The organism is Streptomyces venezuelae (assembly GCF_008642275.1).
GTDB lineage: Bacteria > Actinomycetota > Actinomycetes > Streptomycetales > Streptomycetaceae > Streptomyces > Streptomyces venezuelae_E.
Window position 1 is genome coordinate 456,621 of the sequence record NZ_CP029189.1, and the last position, 22,754, is coordinate 479,374.

Annotated in this window: 18 protein-coding genes and 1 pseudogene; 5 read left to right on the forward strand and 14 right to left on the reverse strand. The window is 73.3% G+C overall.

Annotation, left to right across the window (positions count from 1 at the left end):
• The first annotated feature begins 16 nt into the window (after positions 1-16).
• On the forward strand, positions 17-1,810 hold the full coding sequence (kstD, locus tag DEJ51_RS02010) for a 3-oxosteroid 1-dehydrogenase (protein WP_150255715.1): 1,794 nt from the start codon (positions 17-19) through the stop codon (positions 1,808-1,810).
• Between the two features lie 25 nt (positions 1,811-1,835).
• On the opposite strand, the gene DEJ51_RS02015 is transcribed toward kstD, so the two are convergent.
• The 11 genes and pseudogenes from DEJ51_RS02015 to DEJ51_RS02065 form a co-directional block, all read right to left on the reverse strand.
• Positions 1,836-2,336 carry a hypothetical protein gene (locus DEJ51_RS02015; protein WP_150255717.1) on the reverse strand — a complete coding sequence of 167 codons (501 nt, stop codon included), beginning with the start codon at positions 2,334-2,336 and terminating at the stop codon, positions 1,836-1,838.
• An 88-nt stretch (positions 2,337-2,424) separates the two neighbouring features.
• Entirely contained in the window at positions 2,425-3,186 is a 762-nt protein-coding gene (locus DEJ51_RS02020) for a maleylpyruvate isomerase family mycothiol-dependent enzyme (RefSeq protein WP_150255719.1), read from the reverse strand.
• Between the two features lie 34 nt (positions 3,187-3,220).
• Positions 3,221-6,096, reverse strand: a pseudogene (locus DEJ51_RS02025) (ATP-binding protein).
• A gap of 103 nt (positions 6,097-6,199) precedes the next feature.
• Positions 6,200-6,607 (reverse strand): ACT domain-containing protein, encoded by a 408-nt coding sequence (locus DEJ51_RS02030; RefSeq protein WP_150255721.1) that lies wholly within the window; start codon positions 6,605-6,607, stop codon positions 6,200-6,202.
• Positions 6,608-6,694: 87 nt separating this feature from the next.
• Positions 6,695-7,357 (reverse strand): hypothetical protein, encoded by a 663-nt coding sequence (locus DEJ51_RS02035; protein WP_150255723.1) that lies wholly within the window; start codon positions 7,355-7,357, stop codon positions 6,695-6,697.
• Between the two features lie 88 nt (positions 7,358-7,445).
• The gene (locus tag DEJ51_RS02040; protein WP_150255724.1) at positions 7,446-7,904 is read right to left on the reverse strand and encodes a hypothetical protein; all 459 of its coding nucleotides are present in this window, start codon (positions 7,902-7,904) and stop codon (positions 7,446-7,448) included.
• A 155-nt stretch (positions 7,905-8,059) separates the two neighbouring features.
• Positions 8,060-8,287 (reverse strand): DUF397 domain-containing protein, encoded by a 228-nt coding sequence (locus DEJ51_RS02045; protein WP_411757374.1) that lies wholly within the window; start codon positions 8,285-8,287, stop codon positions 8,060-8,062.
• Positions 8,288-8,430: 143 nt separating this feature from the next.
• The gene (locus tag DEJ51_RS02050) at positions 8,431-9,597 is read right to left on the reverse strand and encodes a thiolase domain-containing protein (protein WP_150255727.1); all 1,167 of its coding nucleotides are present in this window, start codon (positions 9,595-9,597) and stop codon (positions 8,431-8,433) included.
• Complete coding sequence (locus tag DEJ51_RS02055) at positions 9,594-10,652, reverse strand: thiolase domain-containing protein (protein WP_150255729.1); 1,059 nt, start codon at positions 10,650-10,652, stop codon at positions 9,594-9,596. The genes DEJ51_RS02050 and DEJ51_RS02055 overlap by 4 nt, the downstream gene beginning before the upstream one ends.
• Positions 10,652-11,614 (reverse strand): Zn-ribbon domain-containing OB-fold protein, encoded by a 963-nt coding sequence (locus DEJ51_RS02060; protein WP_150255731.1) that lies wholly within the window; start codon positions 11,612-11,614, stop codon positions 10,652-10,654. The genes DEJ51_RS02055 and DEJ51_RS02060 overlap by 1 nt, the downstream gene beginning before the upstream one ends.
• A gap of 311 nt (positions 11,615-11,925) precedes the next feature.
• On the reverse strand, positions 11,926-12,726 hold the full coding sequence (locus DEJ51_RS02065; RefSeq protein WP_150255733.1) for a crotonase/enoyl-CoA hydratase family protein: 801 nt from the start codon (positions 12,724-12,726) through the stop codon (positions 11,926-11,928).
• 200 nt (positions 12,727-12,926) lie between these two features.
• On the opposite strand from DEJ51_RS02065, the gene DEJ51_RS02070 reads away from it, so the two are divergent.
• A complete protein-coding gene (locus DEJ51_RS02070; RefSeq protein WP_150255735.1) occupies positions 12,927-14,555 on the forward strand; it encodes an acyl-CoA synthetase in 1,629 nt (542 codons plus the stop codon).
• 29 nt (positions 14,556-14,584) lie between these two features.
• Here DEJ51_RS02070 and DEJ51_RS02075 read toward each other — a convergent pair whose 3' ends face one another.
• On the reverse strand, positions 14,585-15,151 hold the full coding sequence (locus tag DEJ51_RS02075) for a hypothetical protein (RefSeq protein ID WP_190620134.1): 567 nt from the start codon (positions 15,149-15,151) through the stop codon (positions 14,585-14,587).
• Positions 15,152-15,476: 325 nt separating this feature from the next.
• Here DEJ51_RS02075 and paaK point away from each other — a divergent pair, with 325 nt between their 5' ends.
• Both paaK and DEJ51_RS02085 read left to right on the forward strand, forming a co-directional pair.
• Positions 15,477-16,805 carry a phenylacetate--CoA ligase PaaK gene (gene paaK, locus DEJ51_RS02080; RefSeq protein WP_150255737.1) on the forward strand — a complete coding sequence of 443 codons (1,329 nt, stop codon included), beginning with the start codon at positions 15,477-15,479 and terminating at the stop codon, positions 16,803-16,805.
• 71 nt (positions 16,806-16,876) lie between these two features.
• Positions 16,877-17,731: a YhjD/YihY/BrkB family envelope integrity protein gene (locus DEJ51_RS02085; RefSeq protein ID WP_150255738.1), complete on the forward strand. Its 855-nt coding sequence runs from the start codon at positions 16,877-16,879 to the stop codon at positions 17,729-17,731.
• Between the two features lie 69 nt (positions 17,732-17,800).
• Here DEJ51_RS02085 and DEJ51_RS02090 read toward each other — a convergent pair whose 3' ends face one another.
• Positions 17,801-19,342 carry a fatty acyl-CoA synthetase gene (locus DEJ51_RS02090; RefSeq protein WP_150255740.1) on the reverse strand — a complete coding sequence of 514 codons (1,542 nt, stop codon included), beginning with the start codon at positions 19,340-19,342 and terminating at the stop codon, positions 17,801-17,803.
• A gap of 157 nt (positions 19,343-19,499) precedes the next feature.
• On the opposite strand from DEJ51_RS02090, the gene DEJ51_RS02095 reads away from it, so the two are divergent.
• On the forward strand, positions 19,500-21,965 hold the full coding sequence (locus tag DEJ51_RS02095; RefSeq protein WP_150255742.1) for a penicillin acylase family protein: 2,466 nt from the start codon (positions 19,500-19,502) through the stop codon (positions 21,963-21,965).
• Here the strand turns inward: DEJ51_RS02095 and DEJ51_RS02100 are convergent.
• A complete protein-coding gene (locus DEJ51_RS02100) occupies positions 21,919-22,692 on the reverse strand; it encodes a hypothetical protein (RefSeq protein WP_150255744.1) in 774 nt (257 codons plus the stop codon). The two genes, DEJ51_RS02095 and DEJ51_RS02100, sit on opposite strands and share 47 nt — an antisense overlap.
• Between the last annotated feature and the right edge of the window lie 62 nt (positions 22,693-22,754).

Here is a 22,754-nt window from a genome sequence, read left to right on the forward strand (position 1 = left end):
CCGCTGGAGCATGCCCATGTCCGCGAGCGCTTCACGCACCACCCCCGCCGCCCTCCCGTCCAGACGCTCGGTCCTCGCCGGTACGGGCGCCGGGGTGCTCGCCGCCACCGTGCTGCCGTCCGCCACCGCCCGGGCCGCCGGCGCCCAGGACGGGCCGCCGCTCGGCGAGTACGACGTCGTCGTGGTCGGGTCCGGGGCCGCGGGGATGACCGCCGCGCTCACCGCCGCGAAGCGGGGGCTGAGCGTACTGGTCGTGGAGAAGGCCCCGACCTTCGGCGGGTCGGCCGCCCGGTCGGGTGCCGGTATCTGGCTGCCCAACAACTCGGTGATCCTGGGTGCGGGGGTGCCGGACACCCCGCAGAAGGCGGCCGCGTACCTCGCGGCCGTCGTCGGACCCGGGGTGCCGGCCGACCGGCAGGCCGCGTTCCTCGCCAACGGGCCGCGGATGCTCGACTTCGTGATGGCCAACAGCCCGCTGAGGTTCCGCTTCATGGAGGGCTACAGCGACTACTACCCGAATCTGCCGGGCGGGCTGCCGAACGGCCGCTCCATCGAGCCGGACCAGATCGACGGCAACGTCCTCGGCGCCGAACTGGCCCGCCTGAACCCGGCGTACATGCCGGTCCCGGCCGGGATGGTGGTCTTCAGCCAGGACTACAAGTGGCTGAACCTGGCGGCGGTGAGCGCCAAGGGGCTCGCCGTCTCCACCGAGTGCCTGGCGCGCGGTACGAAGGCGGCGCTGCGCGGCGAGAAGCCCCTCACGATGGGCCAGGCCCTGGCGGCCGGACTGCGCGCCGGGCTGCAGCGGGCCGGGGTTCCGGTGTGGCTGGACAGCCCGCTGGTGGACCTGGTCCAGGAGGGCGGCGCGGTCACCGGCGTGGTGGTGGAGCAGGGGGGCGTACGAGGCACCGTACGGGCGCGGCGCGGGGTGGTCATCGGCTCGGGCGGGTTCGAGCACAACGCGGAGATGCGGGCGCAGTACCAGCAGCAGCCGATCGGCACCCAGTGGTCGGTGGGCGCGAAGGAGAACACCGGCGACGGGATCCGGGCGGGGCAGCGGGCCGGGGCCTCGCTGGCGCTGATGGAGGACGCCTGGTGGGGGCCGTCGATCCCGCTGCCCGGGGAGCCGTACTTCTGCCTGGCCGAACGGACCCTGCCGGGCGGGCTGATCGTGAACGCGAACGGCGCACGGTTCGTCAACGAGGCGGCGCCGTACAGCGACGTGGTGCACGTGATGTACGAGAAGGACCGGGGTGCGGCCGGTTCGCACATTCCGGCGTGGCTGATCGTGGATCAGCACTACCGCAACAAGTACCTGTTCAAGGACATCCTGCCGACGCTGCCCTTCCCGGACTCCTGGTACCAGGCGGGCGCGGCGAAGAAGGCGTGGACCTGGGACGCGCTGGCCGGTCAGATCGGGGTGCCGGCTGCGGCGCTGCGGGCGACGCTGGGCCGGTTCAACGCGCAGGCGTGGAGCGGTGACGACACCGACTTCCACCGGGGCGACACGGCGTACGACCACTACTACACGGACCCGAACGTGCACCCGAACTCGTGTCTGGCACCCGTCTGGGTCCCGCCGTTCTACGCGTTCAAGATCGTGCCGGGGGACCTCGGCACGAAGGGCGGCATCGTCACGGACGCCCGGGCGCGGGCCCTGCGCCCGGACGGTTCGGTGATCCCGGGCCTGTACGCGGCCGGCAACGCGAGTGCGGCGGTGATGGGCCACAGCTACGCGGGGGCCGGATCGACGATCGGGCCCGCGATGACCTTCGGCTACGTGGCGGCGAACGCCATCGCGGACGCGTGACGCCCGCGCCGGGGAGTACGGAGGGTCAGCCCTGCTGGAAGAGCTCGGCGGGGAGCGGCTTCAGGAGGGCGTAGAGGTCGTCGGTGATCGGTCGGTCCCAGCTGGCGATGGTGACCAGCACGTTGTCACTGCGGTCGAACTGGACGCAGGAGATGCGGGACTCCGACAGCTTGACCTTGCGGACGATGAGGAGGTTGTCGCCCTGCATGACCGGGCAGTCCTCGACGCCGGTGACCTCGACGTCCTCGTCGTTCTCCAGGGCGTCGAGGAGCTGGGCCACCTCGAAGGGGATCTGGGCGTCGGTGAGGTCCCGGGCCGGAGAGCCCTCCGGGAGGTTCCCGATGATCATCGCGGGGCCGCGCCCGCCGAACAGGTCGTAGCGGAGGAAGACACCCTGGCAGCTGCCGTCGGGCGCGGGCAGCAGCCCGGCCCCGAGATTGCCCGGCCAGTCCCCCGGGTCCATGGCCAGGACGTCGAAGTCCGGGCCGGCGGGTGTGGCGGCGCGGTGGCGGCGGAGGAAGGACATGCCGCCATGGTACGTGGCCTCGCGGGATTTCCGGCCCGGGGGCCCGCATCGGGGGACCCGTCCGGGCCGGGCCCTCCGGCCCGGGCCCTCAGACCGGGGGGACGAGCGTGAACCAGTACGGGAGCAGGGCGGCGTCGCCGGTGACGTGCAGGGCGGTGGGCGGGAGGCGGCGCCAGAGGAACAGGGCGAGGTCGGAGGCGGTACCGGCGGCCTCGACGTCCACCGGGGCGGTGGAATCCGGGTCCAGCAGGACCTCGTCCCCCGAGAGGACGACCGTCCAGGATTGCGGACCGTCGGTACGCCGGAAGCGGTACCTCTCCCCCGTGCCCGGCGGTGGCTGCTGCCAGCCGCGGCGGGCCGGGGCCATCACCTCGATCGTCTGGGTCACCGCGTCGGCGGCCACGTCCTGGTCGAGGCGGCCCGGGGTGCCGGTGGCGGATTCGGCGTCCCAGCGGTGCACGGCCAGCTCGATCAGCTGCATCCGGAGCCAGAATCCCGTGGTCTGCTGCGCCGACCAGGTCCAGACCGCCGTGTCCGGCCCCAGCTCGTCGAAGAGCTCGGCCAGCTCCCGGGCGCCCTGGGCGAACCAGTCGGTCAGCGCCTCCGGGTCGCCGGGGACCTCGGGGAGGGTGAGGCCGGCGGGGTCGGGCGGGACGGTGAGCCGTTCGCGCAGGACGCAGGCCAGATAGCGGTGCACTCCGCCCAGGTGCCGGACGAGGTCGGTGACCGTCCAGCCGGGGCACGCGGGAACGGCGGGCACCGGCTCTCCGAGGTCGAAAGCCCGGCGCACCGCCTTCTCGAACGCGGCCGCCTCGGTCCTGAAGGGTGCGAGTCGCTCGACGTGATCCATACGGTTCACCCTTCCCGCCGCGCCGCGGGTCCGATCACGTTGAGCTACGGGCGAACGCCTCCAGCGCGTCCCTGAGCCCGGGCCGGTCCGTGCCCAGCTTGCGGCAGGCCGCCGACAGGGCCCAATCCGGCGTGGGCAGCACCACGGCCTCCGGCGCGGACTCCTTCTCGGCGCGCACCGCGAGGTCCGCCGCCCGCTGCTCCTCCTCCGTGAGCGCGTCCTCCCAGGCCAGCCCGCAGGGGAGGGCGCCGCCCAGACCCAGCAGGGTGTCGGTGGTCGCCGCGGCGAGCCCGTCCGCACCGCATTCCCGTGCGGTCACCACGGCCTGCATCAGCAGGTCCGCGTCGCGCAGCTCGGTGCCGAGCGCGGACAGGGCGCATGCCAGTTCGTAGCCCGCCGGGGAGGCCGAGAGCAGGGTGACCGCCTCCTGGAGCATCCCGGCCCGTTCCTCCGGGGCCGCGACCTGCGCCGCCACCCGCAGGGCCTGGCCGATGCCCGAGGCGGCGCCGAAGGCGCGGGCCCGCCGGACGGCGTCGTCGGCCAGGGCGCGGGCCCGCCCGGGATCGTCCGCGGCCACCGCGCGGGCCAGGTGCAGCTGCCACGGGCACCAGGCCGGGTTCTGGATGCCGCGCGGGGTCAGCCGCCGGTCGACCGCCTCCAGTTCGACGATCGCTGCCTGCACCTCGCCCCGGGACAGGAGCAGTTCGGCGTACACGGTCTGCGAGTCGGGGAAGACGACGGCCGCCGGGAAGGGTGCGCCGTACTCGTGCTCCCGGGCGAGCTCCCAGGCCTCCTCGGGCCGGCCCCGTGCGAGCAGGGTGGTGAGGAGGATGGCTATGGCGTACCAGTGCACGGGGGTACGCCGTCCCACGCGTTCGGCGAGCCGCAGCCCGGACCGGGCCAGTTCCTCGGCCTCCGCGAGCCGCCCGCGCCGGTAGCGGACGTAGGCGCGCAGGCTGTAGGCGAAGGAGAGGTGTGCCCCGCGCCAGCCGTGCCGCTCGAACTCGGCGGTGCCCTCCTCGAACAGCTCCTCGGCGCGTCCGGGCCGGTCGGTGTACATGTGGGCCATCGCGACCAGGACCGGGACCTCGAAGCCGCGGTCCTCGTGGGCCCAGCTGAAGGGCCGCTCCAGCACCCGTCCGGCGTGGTGCAGCACGACGTCGACCGGCTCGCCCCGCAGGCACGCATCCCAGGCGCGCAGCCCGATGATGTACCGCTCGGTGAGGTCGCGCCCGGTCAGCCGGTCAGCCGGTCGGCGAGGCGGGCGAGCCGGCGGGAGCGGGCCGGGGAGTCGGTCTCGGCGGCGTTGAAGGCGTCCCACATGAACTGCTCGGACTGCAGGCGCAGCCGTGCGCGTACGTCCTGGGTGTACGGGATCTCCCGGGCGAGTGATTCCGAGGCCTCGGCCAGCCGGTCGCTGTGCGCGAGGACCTGGGCGAGCCGGATGACGATGCCCTGGCGCAGGGCGGGGTCGTCGGAGGGCTCGGCGAGGGCGGCCCGCAGGTGGTTGACGGTGTTGGCGGGTTCGGTGAGCAGGGAGGCGCAGCCCAGTTCGTAGAGGACGGCGGCGCGTTCGTCGAAGTCCGGGGGTTCGAGCAGGGCGCGGGCGAGCTGGCGGCGGGCGGCCTCGGGGGCGCCGGCCCGGAGGTTCTCGCCAGCGGCCTCGCGCAGGGTGCGGACCACCCAGGGGTCGTTCTCGGGGTGGGTCTCCAGCAGGTGGCGGGCGGCCGCGGAGGAGCCGAGTCCGGCGTCGACGACGGCGGCCGCGGCCTTGCCGTGGAGGGCGACGCGGAGCGCGTCGGGGATGGCCCGGTAGATGGAGGTGGCGATGAGCGGGTGGACGAACTCCAGCCCTGTTTCGGCTTCGTGTTCCTCGGCGGTGGCGGCCGAGAGGATGCGGGCGTCGCGCAGCCGCCTGGTGGCGTCCACGGCCTCCTCGGCCCCGAGGGCGGCGACCCGGGCGGCGAGGTCCTGCGGGATGGCGGTCCCGAGCACGGCGCAGGCCCAGGCGAAGCGGACGGTGGAGGGGCCGAGGCGTTCCAGGCGGGCGACGAGGCCGCTGCCGCGCTGGGCGGCGGCGAGGTCGCGCAGCTGTGGGGCGTTCGCCTCGACGGGGGTCAGGCCCTTGCCCCGGACCTTGGCGGTGAGTTCGACGGCCTCGAAGGGGTTGCCGGTGGTGACGGCCCACGCCTCGTGGCAGAAGGCGTCGTCGGCGTGGGCCCCGACGGCCTCGCGGACCAGGGTGGCGACGGCGGCCGGGGTGAGCGGGGCCAGGGGCAGCGGGCGCTGTCCGGCCCGGCCGGGCAGGGTACGGAAGGCGTCGGCGTGCGCGGGCAGTTCGTCGGGGCGGTAGGCGACGACGAGCAGCAGCGGGAGATGTTCGGCGCGCGGGGCGAAGGCGGCGAGCCAGCCGAGGGACTCGGGGTCGGCCCAGTGGGCGTCGTCGAGGACGAGGACGACGGGGGCGCGCTTGACCACGAGGTGGGTGAGGACCCAGTCGAGTCCGTCGCGCAGGCCCTGGGGGTCGGGCGGCACGCCCTGTTCGGGGGCGCAGAGTCCGAGGGCCGGGCCGACGATGGAGTACCAGCCGCCGAGGGCTGCGCGCAGCTCCTGCTCGGAGGTGCCGGCGAGCTGGGGCTGGATGAGCTGGCGGGCGACGTGGAAGGGCTGGCTCTGCTCCTGTTCGCCGCCTCGGGCGGCGAGGACGGTGCAGGTGCGGGACAGGGCGCGGCGGCGCAGTTCGGCCAGCAGGGTGGTCTTGCCGAGTCCTGCGGGGCCGGAGAAGGCGAGCAGCGCGCCGCCCGCGTCCGGCCCGGGACCGGTGAGCTGGTCCAGGGCTTCGTCGACGATCGCGAGTTCGGCATCGCGTTCGACCATCGTGCGCCGTGTGCGGGTCCGGCGGTCCGTCATGGCTGGTACCCCCCAGGCCTGTTCGGGGGTTCAGCGTACGCCCGGCGCACAGCGTGAGGGATGCCAGTGCGGAAAAGAATCCGATCTTCTTTTCCGGAGGGCTTCAGTCGTGTACGGAACGGGCCGCGAGCTCCTCCAGGACGGCCACGGCCTCGGCGGCTCGGTCGGCGTCCACGAGGAGGTGGTCGTGGTGGTAGCCGGCGATGACGTTGCAGCTCAGACCGTGTGCGCCGAGTTCGGTGGCGAAGGCTGCGGTGAGCCCGACGGCGTCGAGGGCGGAGTGGACGCGGAGGGTGATCCACCCGGCGACGTAGTCGTACGGCAGGCCGGCCGCGTCGGCCTCCTCCTGACGCAGCACCAGGGTGAGCCCTTCGGGTTCCAGGACGGTGGCGACGGGGGCGGTCCCGGCGGGGACGGTGGTGCCGTTGACGGTGCAGAAGACGTACCGTCCCTCGTTCAGCTCGGGCCGCATGCCGCTCAGGAGTTTCCGCAGGTCGTGCTCTCCGCTCATGCGGCCGACCCTACCCGTCGCCCCGGCTGTGCCCGGTACGCGGGGAGTCGGGCCGTGTGCCGTGTTCGGCCGCGAGGGGTCCTCGGCTCACGGGAACTCCTCGGAGTAGTGCGCGGAGCGGCCCCACACCCGGGCGAGCTCCTGCCGGTCGGTGGACGCGACGAGCGCCGCGAGGCGATCCGCCTCGGCCTCCGGGTCCCCGTCGCCCACCTCCAGGGTCACCCCGAGCTGCAGCCACGGCCGGCCCTCCCGGTCCGCCGCCGCATCGGGGTGGAGGAGCACCAGCTCCACACGGCCCGGCGCGGCCTGGTCGGTCCAGACCGCGTCCAGCTCGCACTCCCAGCGCCGTGACCAGCCGGGGTCCGCCCGCAGCCGCTCCGCCAGCAGGCCCGCCACCGTCCGCGCGGGCCACTCCCAGGCCCGGTCCTGCTCCGCGCGGCGGACCTCGGCCGCGTACCGCGCCGCGTCGAAGCGGAACTCCGGCATATCCGCATGGCCGCCGGCCGGATTGCGCCAGCCGTCCCAGACGACCTCGCCGCCCTCCCGGCGTACCGTCACGTACAACGCCCCGCAGCAGACCTCCGTGCAGGAGATCCGCGCGAGCCGTACCTCGTGGGGCCCGCCCCCGGCGGCTGCGACGCCGCCCGGGCCCAGCACGACCCACGGGTCCTCCCCCGCCCACGGCGGCCACAGCTCCGCCAGGACGTCGCGCCCGTCGATCACGGGCCGGACCTGGATCCATCCCCTCACGGGTGCCACGATCCGCAGCTCCAACACCTGGCCCCGTTCCGCTTCTCCCAATTCCCCCTCGCTCCCCGTCACTTCCATGGCCCTCCTCTCACCCGTCCTCGTACAGCCGCCGGTGCCACCACGGACGCGGATTCCCCAACCGGTCCGTGGTCGCGGCGTCCCGGTCGAAGACCGTGCGCCGGCGGAACTCCGCGTCCAGGGGCCGCAGTACGTGGCCCAGCGCGCGCCGGGCTCCGGGCGCAAGGGACCGGTACGCGTCGGCCAACTCGTCCCGGACCGCGGCGACGTCGTCGATCGCGCAGGACGGCGCCGGGCAGACGGCGTGGGTCAGCCGCAGGCGGGAGCCGGGGCTCCGCAGGAAGGCGCGGTAGCGGTGCAGGAGGTCGCCGAGCGGGTGGATGCGGGCGCCGGCCGTCCAGTGGGCCTCCGCGCTCGCGGCGGGTGACAGCCGGTCCGAGGAGGGCAGTTCACGCGCCCAGGCGGGTGCGCGGCGGCCGGCGTGGCTTCCTCGTGCGGCGCGCAGCGCGCCGGGCCGTCTACGCGGCATCGCCCTTTCGGCGGGTGAGCTTCATGCGCCCCATCCTGCCGGATGCCCCTGGCGGGCACAAAGGGATTCGGCGGCCACCGGGCCGGCGGCTCCGCGCCCGGTGGTGCGCCGCGTACGTACTCCTCGTACGTACCCCGCCTACGTACTCCGCCCGGTCAGGTCAGGTCGAACTCCCCGCCGCGGGCGTTCAGCACGAACTTGTGCCACTCGTCCGGCGAGAAGATCAGCGAAGGGCTCTCGGGGCGCTCGCTGTTGCGCATCGCGATGAAGCCCTCGACGAAGGCGATCTGGACGTCGCCCACTCCCCGGCTGCTCGACTGCCAGTCCGCCCCGGTGAGATCGAGGTCCGGCTTCCCCCAGCCGGCGAGGGGTCGTGAAGTCATGCTCTCGGCCACGTGCGTGCTCCTCCCGGTACGTCGTCCGGGGCAAGGGTAGCCACCGCGGCGAGTGCCGGACAGGCCACGGTGCGTCACCCGTGGCCGTCGGGCTTCCCGGCCGGCCCCTCCGTCACCGGCCAGGCGGGCGTTCAGGAGGTCGGCTCCTCGGCCCCCACCAGCCACATCGCGAAGAACTGCGCGCCGCCGCCGTACGCGTGCCCCATGGCCCGGCGGGCGTCCGGAACCTGGTGCTCCGCCGCCTGGCCGCGGACCTGGAGGGCCGCCTCCGCGAAGCGGATCATGCCGGAGGCGCCGATCGGGTTGGTGGACAGGACACCGCCCGAGGGGTTGACCGGGAGGTCCCCGTCGAGTTCGGTGACCCCGGCCTCGGTGAGCTTCCAGCCCTCGCCCTCCGCGGCGAAGCCGAGGTTCTCCAGCCACATCGGCTCGTACCAGGAGAACGGTACGTACATCTCGACCGCGTCGATCTCCCGGCGGGGGTCGGTGATCCCGGCCTGGCGGTAGACGTCGGCGGCGCAGTCCTTGCCGGCCTGCGGCGACACGAAGTCCTTGCCGGCGAAGAGGGTGGGCTCGCTGCGCATCGCCCCGCCGTGCACCCAGGCGGCCGGCTTCGGCGAACGGGCGGCGCCCGCCCGGTCGGTGAGGATCATCGCGCACGCACCGTCGGAGGAGGGGCAGGTCTCCGAGTAGCGGATCGGGTCCCAGAGCATCGGCGAGGCCTGGACCTTCTCCAGGGTGATGTCGTGCTCGTGCAGGTGCGCGTACGGGTTCTTCAGCGCGTTGCGCCGGTCCTTGTACGCCACCAGCGAGCCCACCGTGTCCGGCGCGCCGGTGCGCCGCATGTACGCGCGTACGTGCGGGGCGAAGAACCCGCCCGCGCCGGCGAGCAGCGGCTGCTGGAAGGGGACCGGGAGCGACAGACCCCACATGGCGTTGGATTCGGACTGCTTCTCGAAGGCGAGGGTGAGGACGGTGCGGTGGACGCGGGCCGCCACCAGGTTGGAGGCGACCAGGGCCGTGGACCCGCCGACCGAACCGGCCGTGTGCACCCGCAGCATCGGCTTGCCGACCGCGCCCAGGGCGTCCGCCAGGTACAGCTCGGGCATCATCACCCCCTCGAAGAAGTCGGGGGCCTTGCCGATGACGACCGCGTCGATGTCCGCCCAGGTCAGTTCGGCGTCGGCGAGGGCGCGGGCGGCCGCCTCGCGGACCAGTCCGGCGATGGACACGTCGTGGCGGGCCGCCACGTGCTTGGTCTGGCCGATCCCGACGATGGCCACGGGCTCTTTACTCACCTTGCGTCCCCTTCCAGGACGGCGACCAGGTTCTGCTGGAGGCAGGGGCCGGATGTGGCGTGGGCGACGGCCCGTCGCGATGCGCCGCGGTGGATCCGGGCGGCCGCCTCGCCGATGCGGATCAGGCCGGCGGCCATCATCGGGTTGGCCGCGAGCGCTCCCCCGGAGGGGTTGACGGCCACGTCGTCGGCGAGGCCGAGCGCCTTGCGCAGGACGATCTCCTGGGAGGAGAACGGCGCGTGCAGTTCGGCCGTGTCCACCGGGGCTTCGAAGACACCCGCGTGCTCGGCGGCGAGCCGGGTGGACGGGGAGTCGGTGAGGTCGCGCAGGCCCAGGCTGTGGGCCTCGATGCGGTGGTCGATGCCGGTGATCCAGGCGGGGCGTTCGCAGAGCCGGCGCGCGAGGTCGCCGGCGGCCAGGACGACGGCGGCCACGCCGTCGCCGACGGGCGGGCAGTCACCGGTGCGCAGCGGCCGGACCTGGTAGTCGCCCTGGGGGACGGGGCCGCGGAGCTGGGCGTGCGGGTTGGCGACGGCCGCGTCCCGGCTGCGCGCCCCGACGGCTGCCAGGGCGGCCTCGTCGGTCTCGCCGGTGTCGATCAGGGCCTGGGCCTGGAGGGCGGCCAGCGCGACCGCGTCGGGCCAGAGCGGGGCGACGTAGTACGGGTCGAGCTGGCGGGTCAGCACGTCGCGCACCGACCCGGGCGAGGACTTCCCGTACGAGTAGACGAGCGCGGTGTCGGCCTCGCCGGTCTGGATCTTGACCCAGGCCTCGTAGAGGGCCCAGGCCCCGTCCATCTCGACGTGTGATTCGGAGATCGGGGGCCAGGCGCCGACCCCGTCGAGGGTCATGGTGAAGGAGAAGGCCCGGCCGGCCAGGTAGTCGCTGGAGCCGGAGCAGGTGAAGCCGATCTCGCCGGCCTTCAGTCCGGTGGCGGCCAGCACCTCGTGCAGGACCGGCATGACCATCTCGACTTCGCTGAGCTCGTCGGTGCGCCGCAGGTGGTCGCTCTGCGCGAAGGCGACCACCGCGACCTCGCGGGCGTGTCGGGCCATCAGATGAGCTCCTTGTACGCGTCGTAGTCCGCGTCCGGTTCGCCGGTGGGGCGGTAGTGGTCGGGGTAGCGGCCGCCTTCGGTCCATACGGGCTCGACGCGCAGGCCCATGCGGACCTGGTCGTAGGGGATGCCGCCGATCCGGCCGTGGAGGGCGAGGTCGGCGCCGTCGAGGGCGATGTGGGCGTAGACGTAGGGGACCTCGATGTCGAGGTTCTTGGCCTTGATGTTGACGATGCAGTAGGTGGTGACCGTGCCGGCGGGGCCGACCTCGACGCGGTCGGTGGTGGCGACCCCGCAGGTGGGGCAGGCGCCGCGCGGCGGGACGTACACCTTGTGGCAGGAGGGGCAGCGCTCGCCGACGGTCCGCCGTTCGGAGAGGGCGTTGATGTACGCGGTCTGGGCGCGGCCGGGGCTGTAGACGTAGTCGAGGCGGGCCTCGGCGACGATGCCGGTGACGGAGTCGGCGAAGGCCCCGTCGTGCGGGGTGGGCCCGCCGTCCGCGGGCCCGTCGTCGCACGGCTCGAAGCAGGCGATGTCGGTGATGGCACCGGTGCGCTCGGCGGCCCAGCGGACGCGGACGCGCATGCCGGTGCGGACGGCGTCGGGGCCGGGCGCGTCCAGGGCGTGCAGGAGGGCGGTGTCGGAGCCGTCGAGCCTGACCAGCACCCAGGCGAAGGGGGTGTCCAGGGGCTGTTGGCGGCGGGGATGCTCGTTCCACGCCCAGGTGGTGACGGTACCGGTGGCGGCGACCTCGACGAGTTCGCGGATCTCCTCGGCGGTGACGGGGTCGTACTCGACGGGCGGGACCATCACCTTGCCGTCGGAGGTCCTCACCCCGAGGACGGTGCCTTCGCGCAGCCCGGTGAGGAAGGCGCTCTGGACGGGCCCGAGGGACCGGGTGAAGGGGAACTCGACGACGAGGGGCGCGCGGAGCACCTCCGGTGGGGAGGCAGCTGTCATGGTGTCTCTCCGATGCGATCGATTCGGTTGATGTCAGCCCGGCAGGCACAAGAGGCCCTCCACCGGCCCGGCCGGCGCCCTCATCCAGCCCTGCCTACGATTGAGGCGCCCTCTTCCAGCCCCGCCGGCGTTCGAGGCGAACCTTCAGCCCCGCCGGCGTTCGAGGCGAACCTTCAGCCCCGCCGGCGTTTGAGGCGATCCTTCAGCCCCGCCGGCGTTTGAGGCGCGGGGGTCCGGGGGCAGCGCCCCGGGCAACGGCGCCGCACCCGGCAACGCAACGGCAGCGGCACCCGGCCCGGCCCCGGCCAGAACTACTCGCGCCGATACACCGCGGCCCGCTTCTCGGCAAAGGCCCGCGCCCCCTCTTTCGCATCGGCGGTGTCGAAGATCGGCCACCCCCGCAGCAGCTCCGACGCCAGCCCCTCCCGCTCCGTCATCTCGGCGGTCTCGTAGACCGACGCCTTGACCGCCTCCACCGCCAGCGGCCCGCACGCGTTGATCCGCTCCGCGATCTCCAGGGCCGCCTCCAGCGCCGTACCGTCCGGCACCACCCGCCCGACCAGCCCGATCCGCTCGGCCTCGGCTGCGGAGTACGGGCGCCCGGTCAGCAGCATCTCCAGGGCGTGCGTGCGCGGGATCTGGCGCGGCAGCCGCACGGTGGAGCCGCCGATCGGGAAGAGTCCGCGCTTGACCTCGAACAGCCCGAAGGTCGCGCCCTCGGCCGCCACCCGGATGTCCGTGCCCTGCAGGATCTCGGTCCCGCCGGCCACGCAGTAGCCCTCCACCGCCGCGATCACCGGCTTGCGCGGCCGGTGGTGGCGCAGCATCGCCTTCCAGTGCAGGTCGGGGTCGGCCTTGAGACGGTCCCGGTACCGGTCGCCCGCCATCCCCTTCCCTGCAAGGGCCTTGAGGTCCATTCCGGCGCAGAAGTCCCCGCCCGCGCCGGTGAGGACCACCGAGCGGATCCCGTCGTCGGCGTCCGCCTCCAGCCAGCCGTCGTACAGCCCCACCAGCAGCGGCAGCGAGAGCGCGTTCTTCGCCTCGGGCCTGTCCATGGTGAGCACCAGCGTGGCGCCGTGCCGATCCACGGTCAGGTGTTCCGTCCCACCCATTGCCGTCCTCCCGTCTCAAGACCTAGAACAGGTTGCAGTAGGGGAGGGTGCAGTTCAATAGTCTTCTGACACCCAGTCAGATTTCTTGGGTGGCGCCCTTCCCACTTGCCGTCTCCGGCGCTCTAATGACCGCCGGAGCAGGCCGGTCGCACGGCCGGCCGTCGGGAGTTCCGGGCAAACATCCAGGGTCAGGAGGAACGGTGGAGTACAACCTTGCCGACCTGTTCGAGTCGGTCGTGGACGTGGTCCCGGACCGCGAGGCCCTCGTGTACGTGGACCACCCCGGGACCGGCGCCGAGCGCCGCCTGACGTACGCGGAGCTCGACACGGCGGCGAACCGGATCGCGCACCACCTGCGCGACAGCGGCCTGGCCGCCGGCGAGCACGTGGGCCTTCACCTCTACAACGGAATCGAGTACCTGCAGACGGTGCTCGCCTGCCTGAAGGCCCGGCTGGTACCGGTGAACGTCAACTACCGGTACGTGGAGGAGGAGCTGGTCTACCTCTACAACGACGCCGATCTCGCCGCCCTGGTCTTCGAGGGCGAGTTCACCGAGCGGGTCGCGGCCGCACTGCCGCAGACGACGAAGCTCCGGCACCTGATCCGGGTCGGCCGGGCTCCCGAGGGCGCACCCGAGCCGTCGGTCGCGCCGGTCCCGTACGCGGACGCCGAGGCGGCCGGATCGCCCGGGCGCGGCTTCCCGCCGCGCAGCCCCGACGACCTGTTCATCATCTACACCGGCGGCACGACGGGCATGCCGAAGGGGGTGATGTGGCGGGCCGAGGACCTCTTCTTCGCCGGACTGTTCGGCGGCGAGCCCTCGGGCGAGCCGGTGAAGCGGCCCGAGGAACTGGCCGAGCGGGTCGCGGGGCGCGGCGCGGGGCTCACCTTCTTCCCGGCGCCCCCGCTGATGCACGGCACGTCGACGCTGACCTCCTTCATCGCGTTCAACTACGGCCAGCGGGTGGTCATCCACCGGAAGTACGCGCCGGAGGAAGTGCTCCGCACGATAGAGAAGGAGAAGGTCTCCAGCGTGTCGCTGGTCGGCGACGCGATGCTGAGGCCACTGATCGACGCCCTGAACGGCCCGCTCAAGGGCACGGACCTGTCGTCACTGTTCAGTGTCTCCTCGTCCGGGGCGATCATGTCGGATTCGGTGCGGGCCGAGTTCCAGCGGCTGGTGCCGAACGTGCTGCTCCTGAACAACTTCGGTTCGTCGGAATCCGGTTCCAACGGCCGGGCGACGGACGACTCCGGCCCGGAGAAGGGCTTCCGGCTGGAGGTCAACGACCGTACGCAGGTGGTGGACCCGGTGACGCACGAGCCGGTGGCGGTGGGCGAGCCGGGTCGCCTCGCGCAGCGCGGGCACGTCCCGCTCGGCTACTACAACGACCCGGGGAAGACCGCCGAGACCTTCTTCCAGAAGGGCACGGAACGCTGGGTGCTGCTCGGCGACATGGCGACCGTCGACGAACAGGGCATCGTCACGGTGCTCGGCCGCGGCTCGCAGTGCATCAACACGGGCGGCGAGAAGGTCTATCCGGAGGAGGTCGAGCAGGCCCTGAAGTCCCACCCCGACGTGTACGACGCCCTGGTGGCGGGGGTCCCGGACCCGACCTGGGGCAGCCATGTGGCCGCTGTGGTGCAGGTCCGGGAGGGCGCCGAAGCGCCGTCCCTGGACCAGATCCAGAGCCACTGCCGCACCAGGCTGGCGGGCTACAAGATCCCGCGGCAGCTGGTCATCGCGCCCGCCATCCAGCGGTCCCCGAGCGGCAAGGCGGACTACCGCTGGGCCAAGGCGGTGGCGACGGAGGCGGATTCGGCGTAGCCGTGGGGTCTCGTACGTCCCGCGCTCGCTCAGGACGGCACGGGCGCGGGTATGAGGGCCGGGGCGGACGGCGAGGGTGCCGTGGCGGCGTCGCCCTCGTCCACGCAGGTCAACACCATGGACACCGGAACCGGCAGACCCGACGCCCCCTCACCCGTGGGGCGGGAGGTCACCGTCCAGTTGCCCTTCGTCAGGGCCAGCGCCCCGTCGCCCCGGTCGGGGCCGTCCTGCCAGCCGTGTTCGGAACGGGCCCGCGCGAAGGCCGCTGCCACGGCGGCGTCCGCCGTCTCCGGCGCATGAAGCCCTGAGAGCCGTTCGTAGCACGAACGTATGCCCCGGGAGGGCTCCCGCTCCACCGTGATCCCCTCCGCCGCCAGTATCGAGGTCATCTCCGACACCACCGTTTCGCGGGGCAGCGGCGGACCCGAGTACCGCGGGGGCAGCGGGCCGAGGTCCCGCAACAGATACGCGCCGACCGCCACCGCCGCCGTCGCCAATGCCGCCAAAGCCAGGGCCGCCACGGCTGTGAGCAGCAGTATCCGTCGCACGGTGTTGTCGGCCCTCTCGGTTCGCTGTACGGCCGGCCAGTCTGTCACCCCGCCGATCTTGACGAACCACCGGCCACCGGCCAGTGGCGGCCGCTCGGGGGCGACTCGTCGGCCGGCGGTGCGGAGTCGCCCGTGCCGCGCCGGTCGAGGAGGATCAGAGGACGACCCTCCGCCGGTCCGCCGGTCCACTGGTCCACCTGACCGCTGGTCCACCTGACCACCGGTCCGCCGGTCCGCCGGTCCGCCGGTCCGCCGAGAAGATCGGCATCCGGGCCGCCACAACAGACGATCACTCGTTCGAGTCATTGATTTAACCTGCGGATTCCTGGCAATCTACCGAATGATCGGTCGGTTCTCATGGTGAGGTGACGGCATGGCGGTGTACACGGATCTCCACGACACGGGCGAGCGGCTGGGCCGCGACGAGCTGGCCGCGCTCCAGCTCACCCGGCTGCGCGCGACCCTGCACCGCGCCTACGAGAAGGTGCCGTTCTACCGGCAGGCGTTCGACAAGGCCGGCGTACACCCCGACGACTGCCGCTCCCTCGCCGACCTCTCCCTGTTCCCCCTGACCACCAAGGCCGATCTGCGCGACCAGTACCCCTTCGGGATGTTCGCCGTACCGCGCTCGCAGGTGCGCCGCATCCATGCCTCCAGCGGCACGACCGGGCGGCCGACCGTCGTCGGGTACACCGAGGGGGACCTCGCCACCTGGGCGGACGTGGTCGCCCGGTCCATACGCGCGGCGGGCGGACGTCCCGGGCAGATCATTCACATCGCCTACGGGTACGGGCTGTTCACCGGCGGCCTGGGCGCGCACTACGGTGCCGAACGCCTCGGCTGTACGGTCGTGCCCGCCTCGGGCGGGATGACGGACCGGCAGGTCCGGCTCATCGAGGACTTCCGGCCGGAGGTCATCATGGTGACCCCTTCCTACATGCTGACCCTGCTGGACGAGATGGAGCGCCAGGGGATCGACCCGCGCACCACCTCGCTGCGGACGGGGATCTTCGGTGCGGAGCCGTGGACCGAGGCGATGCGCCGGGAGATCGAGGAACGGCTCGACATCGACGCGGTGGACATATACGGCCTGTCCGAGGTCATCGGACCGGGCGTGGCGCAGGAGTTCGCCGAGACCAAGGACGGCCTCCACATCTGGGAGGACCACTTCTATCCCGAGGTGGTCGATCCGCTGACCGGCGCGGTACTGCCGGAGGGCGAGCCCGGCGAGCTGGTGTTCACCTCCCTCACCAAGGAGGCCATGCCCGTCATCCGCTACCGCACCCGGGACCTGACGCGGCTGCTGCCCGGAACGGCCCGGCCTGCCTTCCGCCGGATGGAGAAGATCACGGGGCGCAGTGACGACATGATCATCGTGCGTGGGGTGAACGTCTACCCGACGCAGATCGAGGAGGTCCTGCTGCGGACGCCGGGCCTGGCTCCCCACTTCCAGCTGCGGCTGACCCGGGAGGGCCGGATGGACGCCCTGACGGTACGGGTGGAGGCGCGCCGGGAGACGGACGCCGCTCGGCGGCAGGACGCGGCCGCCGCCGTGGTCCGGGCCGTCAAGGAGGGGGTCGGGGTCTCCGTCCGGGTCGAGGTGGTGGACCCGGAGACGCTGGAACGCTCGGTGGGGAAGATCAAGAGACTGGTCGACCTCCGCGGAGCCGGGGAGGCCGGAGACACGCGTCCGGGCGGCTGAAACCACCCCTTCGGGCCCATTTGGGGGTGGCCTCCGGGAGCGGGCGCACGCTCGGGGGTATGGCTTGAGACGTGATCTCCACCCTCCGGAAGCTCTACGACCGGCTCCAGGGCTCCCAGATCGGGCTGGCCTGGAGCCGCGGCCGGGAGATGGAGCTGATGCACCGGGCGATGGGCTTCGCGGCCCTCGGGTTCCTCACCCTGGTGCCGCTGCTGGTGGTCGTGGCGGCCGCCGCGCCCGGGAGCGGCTCGGGCTTCGGGCGGTGGCTCGGTCAGGCCCTCGGGGTCACAGAGGCCTCACGGGTCCGGGTCGAGATGCTGTTCGGCGCGGCGGACCTGGCGCTGGAGCGGACCACCGCGTTCGGTCTGGCCGCCCTCGCGGTGTTCGGCCTGACCTTCGGGTCGGCCGTGCAGACGGGCTACGAGAAGGTCTGGGACCTGCCGACGGCGCGCTGGCACACGATGTGGCTGCACGTCGTCTGGCTCGCCCTGCTGGTCTGCTATCTCGCCCTGCTCGTCGGGATCCCCTCGCCGTCGGACAACGCCATCGGCACGGTCCTCGGTGCTCTGGGCGACCTCGTCGGCACGTGCCTGTTCTTCATCGCCTCACAGCGGCTGCTGCTCGGCGGCCGGGTCCGCTGGCGCGCCCTGGTGCCGGGGGCGGTCGCGACCAGCCTCGGGCTGCTGGGACTGCGGATCTTCTCGCAGCTGGTGTTCTCGCCGCTCATCGCCTCCAACGCGGTGATCTACGGCCCCTTCGGCACCCTGCTCGTCGTCCAGTCCTGGCTGGTCGGCGTCGGCTTCGTGGTCTACGGCGGCGCGCTCGTCGGCCGGCTCGTGCACGAGCACCTCACCCTGCGGCGGCTGCGGCGCAGCGGGCTCTTCCCTCCCGGGGATCCCCCCGCACACCGGCCGCACCGCGGTTGACCGGGCTCCCCCACCGGTCCCCCACCGGTTCCCCGAGGGGCTCCCCCGGGCCGGTTCCCCGGGCGGGTGTCAGCGGCCGGGCTGCGCGAACCGGTCGCGCAGTTCCCGCTTGAGGATCTTGCCGCTGGCGTTGCGCGGGAGGGCGTCCACGAAGAACACCCGCTTCGGGGCCTTGAAGTGGGCGAGCCTCTCCCTCGCGTAGGCCACCAGCTCCGCCTCCGTCACGTCCCCCGCCTCCCCGCGCCGTACGACCACGGCGGTGACCGCCTCGATCCAGCGCTCGTCGGGCAGCCCCACCACCGCGGCCTCGGCCACACCCGGGTGGGTGTAGAGCACGTCCTCCACCTGGCGTGAGGCGACCAGTACCCCGCCCGAGTTGATGACGTCCTTCACCCGGTCCACGACCGTGAAGTACCCCTGCGCGTCGCGCACCGCGAGGTCGCCCGAGCGGAACCAGCCGTCCCGGAAGGCCTTCTCCGTCGCCGCCGGATCGTTCCAGTACCCCTGGCACAGCTGTGGCGAGCGGTAGACCACCTCGCCCGCCGTCCCGTCCGGTACGTCCTTGCCGTCCTCGTCGACGACCTTCGCCTCCACATGGCGCACCGGCCGCCCGCAGGAGTCCATCCGTCCCTCGTGCTCCAGCGGCCCGAGCACCGTGGCCAGCGGGCCGATCTCGCTCTGGCCGAAGCAGTTGTAGAAGGCGAGCTCCGGCAGCCTCGCGCGCAGCCGCTCCAGGACCGGGACCGGCATGATCGAGGCCCCGTAGTACGCCTTCCGCAGCGCGCCCAGCTCACGCACCGCGAACTCCGGATGCTCGGCCAGACCGATCCACACGGTCGGCGGCGCGAAGAGGCTGTCCGCCTCACCAGCCTCGACCAGGTCGAAGATCCGCTCCGCGGCCGGCGCCTCCACGATCGTGTTCCGTGCCCCCACCGCCAGGTACGGCAGCAGGAAGACATGCATCTGCGCCGAGTGGTAGAGCGGCAGCGAGTGCACGGGCCGGTCGTCCTCGGCCAGGTCCAGTGCCTCGATCGCGCTCTCGTACTCGTGCGCGAGGGCCCGGTGGGTCATCATCGCGCCCTTGGGCAGGGCCGTGGTCCCCGAGGTGTAGAGGAGCTGCGCCAGCGCCCCCGGGTCCCGGTCGCCTTCAAAGGGCAGCGGCTCGGCCAGCTCCGCCAGGAAGGAGCCGGGGGCATCGCGCAGCGCCCGTGCCGCGTACCCGTCGGGGACCCGCCCGGCCAGGCCGGGATCGGCGAGGACCAGGGCGCTCCCGGAGTCGTCCAGGATGTACGAGAGGTCCTCGCCGGTGAGGTTCTGGTTGACCGGTACGTGGGTGAGCCCGGCGCGGGCGCAGGCCAGGAAGGCCAGGAGATAGGCGTCGGAGTTGTGGGCGAAGGTGGCGACCCGGTCCCCGGCGGCCAGCCCGTACCGCTCCCGCAGCACGGCGGCGCCGGTGGTGACGGCCGCGTCGAGCTGGGCGTACGTCCAGCTCCGGTCGCGGTATCGCACCGCCGGCCGGTCGGGGATCCGCCGTGCGCTGTCGTGCACCAGTCCGTCGACCGTACCGTCCCGCACCGCTCGCCCGGTCCGCACCGCCCGCTCTGCCGTCATGGCGCGATCCTCGCCCTCCCGTATGCCCAAGGTCAACAACCCGGTACCACACGCGATGTTGACAGTCCGCCGGACGGCCTGAATGAGTGTGGGGGCACGGACGTACCGCCTGTCCAACGGGTAACCACGCCCATCCACAGGCTACTTGGGAGGACCGTTGCACCTCAGCACTCGTCCGACACTCCGGCGCGTCGCCCTCACCGGCGCCGCCCTGCTCGCCGCGACGGCCGCCGTGCCCCCGGCTTCGGCCGCGGCGCCCGACGACCGGAGCCCCTCCGGCGGCGGTCTGTCCGCCGTCATCCGGTACACCGAGAACGGCGTCCCGCACATCCTCGCCCGCGATTACGCGCGGCTCGGCTTCGGCACCGGCTGGGCCCAGGCCTCCGACCAGGTCTGTGTCCTCGCGGACGGGTTCGTGACCGTGGCCGGTGAGCGCTCGCGCTGGTTCGGCGCCGACGCGGCACCCGACTTCTCGCTCTCCTCTGCCACGAGGAACCTCTCCAGCGACCTGTACTTCAAGGGGGTGCGGGAGTCCGGCACGGTGGAGAAGCTGCTGGCGGCCCCCGCCCCGGCCGGTCCCGGCAAGGACCTCAAGGAGCTGATGCGCGGCTGGACCGCCGGCTACAACGCCTGGCTGGCCCAGAACGAGGTCGACGACCCGGCCTGCAAGGGAGCCGGCTGGGTCCGCCCGGTGACCACGGCCGACGTGGCCGCCCGCGCCTTCGCGGTCTCGGTCCTCGGTGGCCAGGGCCGCGCCGTCGACGGCATCACGGCGGCGCAGCCCCCGGGCGCCACGGCCTCGCCTGCCGGCCCCGCGGAACGCCCGCCGGCCGCCGGTCCGGTGGCCGGCCCTGCGGCCGATCCGGCGGCCGCCGCCGAGGCCGCCCGGGAGTTCTTCGACACCGCCCGCTACGACATGGGCTCGAACGCGGTGGCCTTCGCCGGCTCCACCTCGGCGAGCGGCCGCGGCCTGCTCCTCGGGAACCCGCACTACCCGTGGCACGGCGGGCGCCGCTTCTGGCAGTTCCAGCAGACCATCCCGGGCGAACTGAACGTCTCGGGCGCCTCCCTGCTCGGCACCGCCGTGGTCAACATCGGCTTCAACGAGAAGGTGGGCTGGAGCCACACGGTCGCCACCGGCACCCCGGTCAACCTGCACCAGCTCACCCTGGACCCGTCGGACCCCACCGCCTACCTCGTCGACGGCGAGCCGGAGCGGATGACCCGGCGGACCGTCACCGTCCCGGTGGCGGACGGCGCCCCGGTCACCCGCACCCAGTGGTGGACCCGCTACGGACCGGTGGTCCAGGCCCTCGGCCCGGGCCTGCCCCTGCCGTGGACCGCGCAGACGGCCTACGCGCTGAACGACCCCAACGCGGCGAACCTGCGCGGCTCCGACACCGCCCTCGCGATGGGCAAGGCCCGTTCGGTGGCCGGGATCCAGGACGCCCTGCGAAGCACCCAGGGCCTGCCCTGGGTCAACACCGTGGCCGCCGACTCCGCGGGCGGCACCCTCTTCACCCAGACCCAGGTGCTCCCCCGGATCACCGACGAGCTGGCGGCCCGCTGCTCCACCCCGCTGGGCCGGGCCACGTACCCGGCGTCGGGCCTGGCGGTCCTGGACGGTTCGCGCGGCGACTGCGCGATCGGTTCGGATCCGGACGCGGTGCAGCCGGGCGTCTTCGGCCCGGGGAAGGCACCGACCCTGCGGGACGCGCCGTACGCGGAGAACTCCAACGACAGTGCCTGGCTGGCCAACGCCGACCGGCCGCTGACGGGCTACGAACGGATCTGGGGCAACGTCGCCACCCCGCGCTCACCGCGCACACGCGGCGCGGTCGAGGACGTCTCCGCGATGGCCGCGAAGGGCCGGCTGACCGTGACAGACTTGCAGAAGCAGCAGTTCGCGAACCGGGTCCCGGCCGGTGACATGGCCGCGGCGGACGCGGCGCAGGCGTGCGCCGCCCTGCCGGGCGGAACGGCGACGGGGAGCGACGGCGGTGCGGTGGACATCTCGGCGGCCTGCGGGGTGCTGGCGGGCTGGGACCGTACGGCCGACAGCGCCAGCCGGGGCGCGCTGTTCTTCGACCGGTTCTGGCGCAGGCTGACGGCCGGGACGCCCGCCAAGGACCTGTGGCTGGTGCCGTTCTCGGCGGCCGATCCCGTACGCACCCCCCGTACGCTCGACCGGACGGCACCCGGCATCGGGCGGGCGCTCGCGGACACGGTGGCGGAGCTGAAGGCGGCCGGGATCGCGCTGGACGCTCCGCTGGGTGAGCACCAGTTCGTGGTGCGGGGCGGGGGCAGGCTGCCGGTGGGCGGCGGTACGGAGGCACTCGGCGTCTGGAACAAGACCGAGGCGCCGTGGAACGCGGCGGCCGGCGGCTACGCGGAGGTTTCGAGCGGGTCCAGCCACATCCAGGCGGTCGGCTGGGACGGCGGCCGCTGTCCGGTGGCGCGCACCCTGCTGACGTACAGCCAGTCCTCGAACCCGCTCTCGCCGCACTACGCCGACCAGACCCGGATGTACTCCGAGGAGCGCTGGGTCACGGCACGCTTCTGCGAACGGGACATCCTCACCTCGCCGAAGCTGAAGGTGGTCCTGGTGCGCGAACGGCGCTGACCCGGGAGCCGCCGAGGGCGGTGGCCAGCGCCTGGGCCTGATCCGGGGTGATGCCCAGGGCGAGCGGTACCCGGCGGGGGCTGTACGAGGAGGAACACACCGCGACCGGGCCGGCCTCCGTAACCGTCCACCGGGGGCCGCCGACCGGATCCGGCTCCCCCAGCAGGGTCGCGGCCAGATCGCCGGCGGCGTCCGCGCGTATTCCGCAGTGGGCCAGTGCCCGGGCCACGATGCCGCGCGCCCCGGCGGGCAGGGCGGCGTCCCCGAGCATGGGGAGCAGGAGCAGGAGGCGCTCGGACGGATCGGTCAGGCCCTCACCGCCGTCCTGCGTCGGTGTGGCGAGCGCGCGGAGCTCCGGCCAGGACAGGCCGGGGCGTGCGTCGTCGGCGCCGCACTGGCCGAGATGGCCCAGGCGCCCCCATCGGGGGTGCCGGACGAAGAACTCGACGTTGTTCTCGTCCTCCTCGTTGGCGTAGACGGCATAGGCCGTGTGCCCGCCGCCGAAGGGGATCCGCAGCACGGGCCACGGCCGCTCGGGGTCGCTGAGGCGGTCCACCATCGCGTCGTAGGCGGACGCGTCCACGCCGTACGGCTCGGTCGGCTCGTCCGGATCGCCGGTGGTCAGGAGGAGATGAGCGAGCCAGAAGGCGGGGTCGCGGGCGAGGTCCTCGCTCGCGACCAGCTCGCGGTCCTGCAGGTACTCGGGGATGTGTACGCCCATGGTCATGGGAGGAGGGTAGGAGGGCCCCCGGACACGGCCCCGTGCGGGGGCCGCACGGGGTGGCGTCC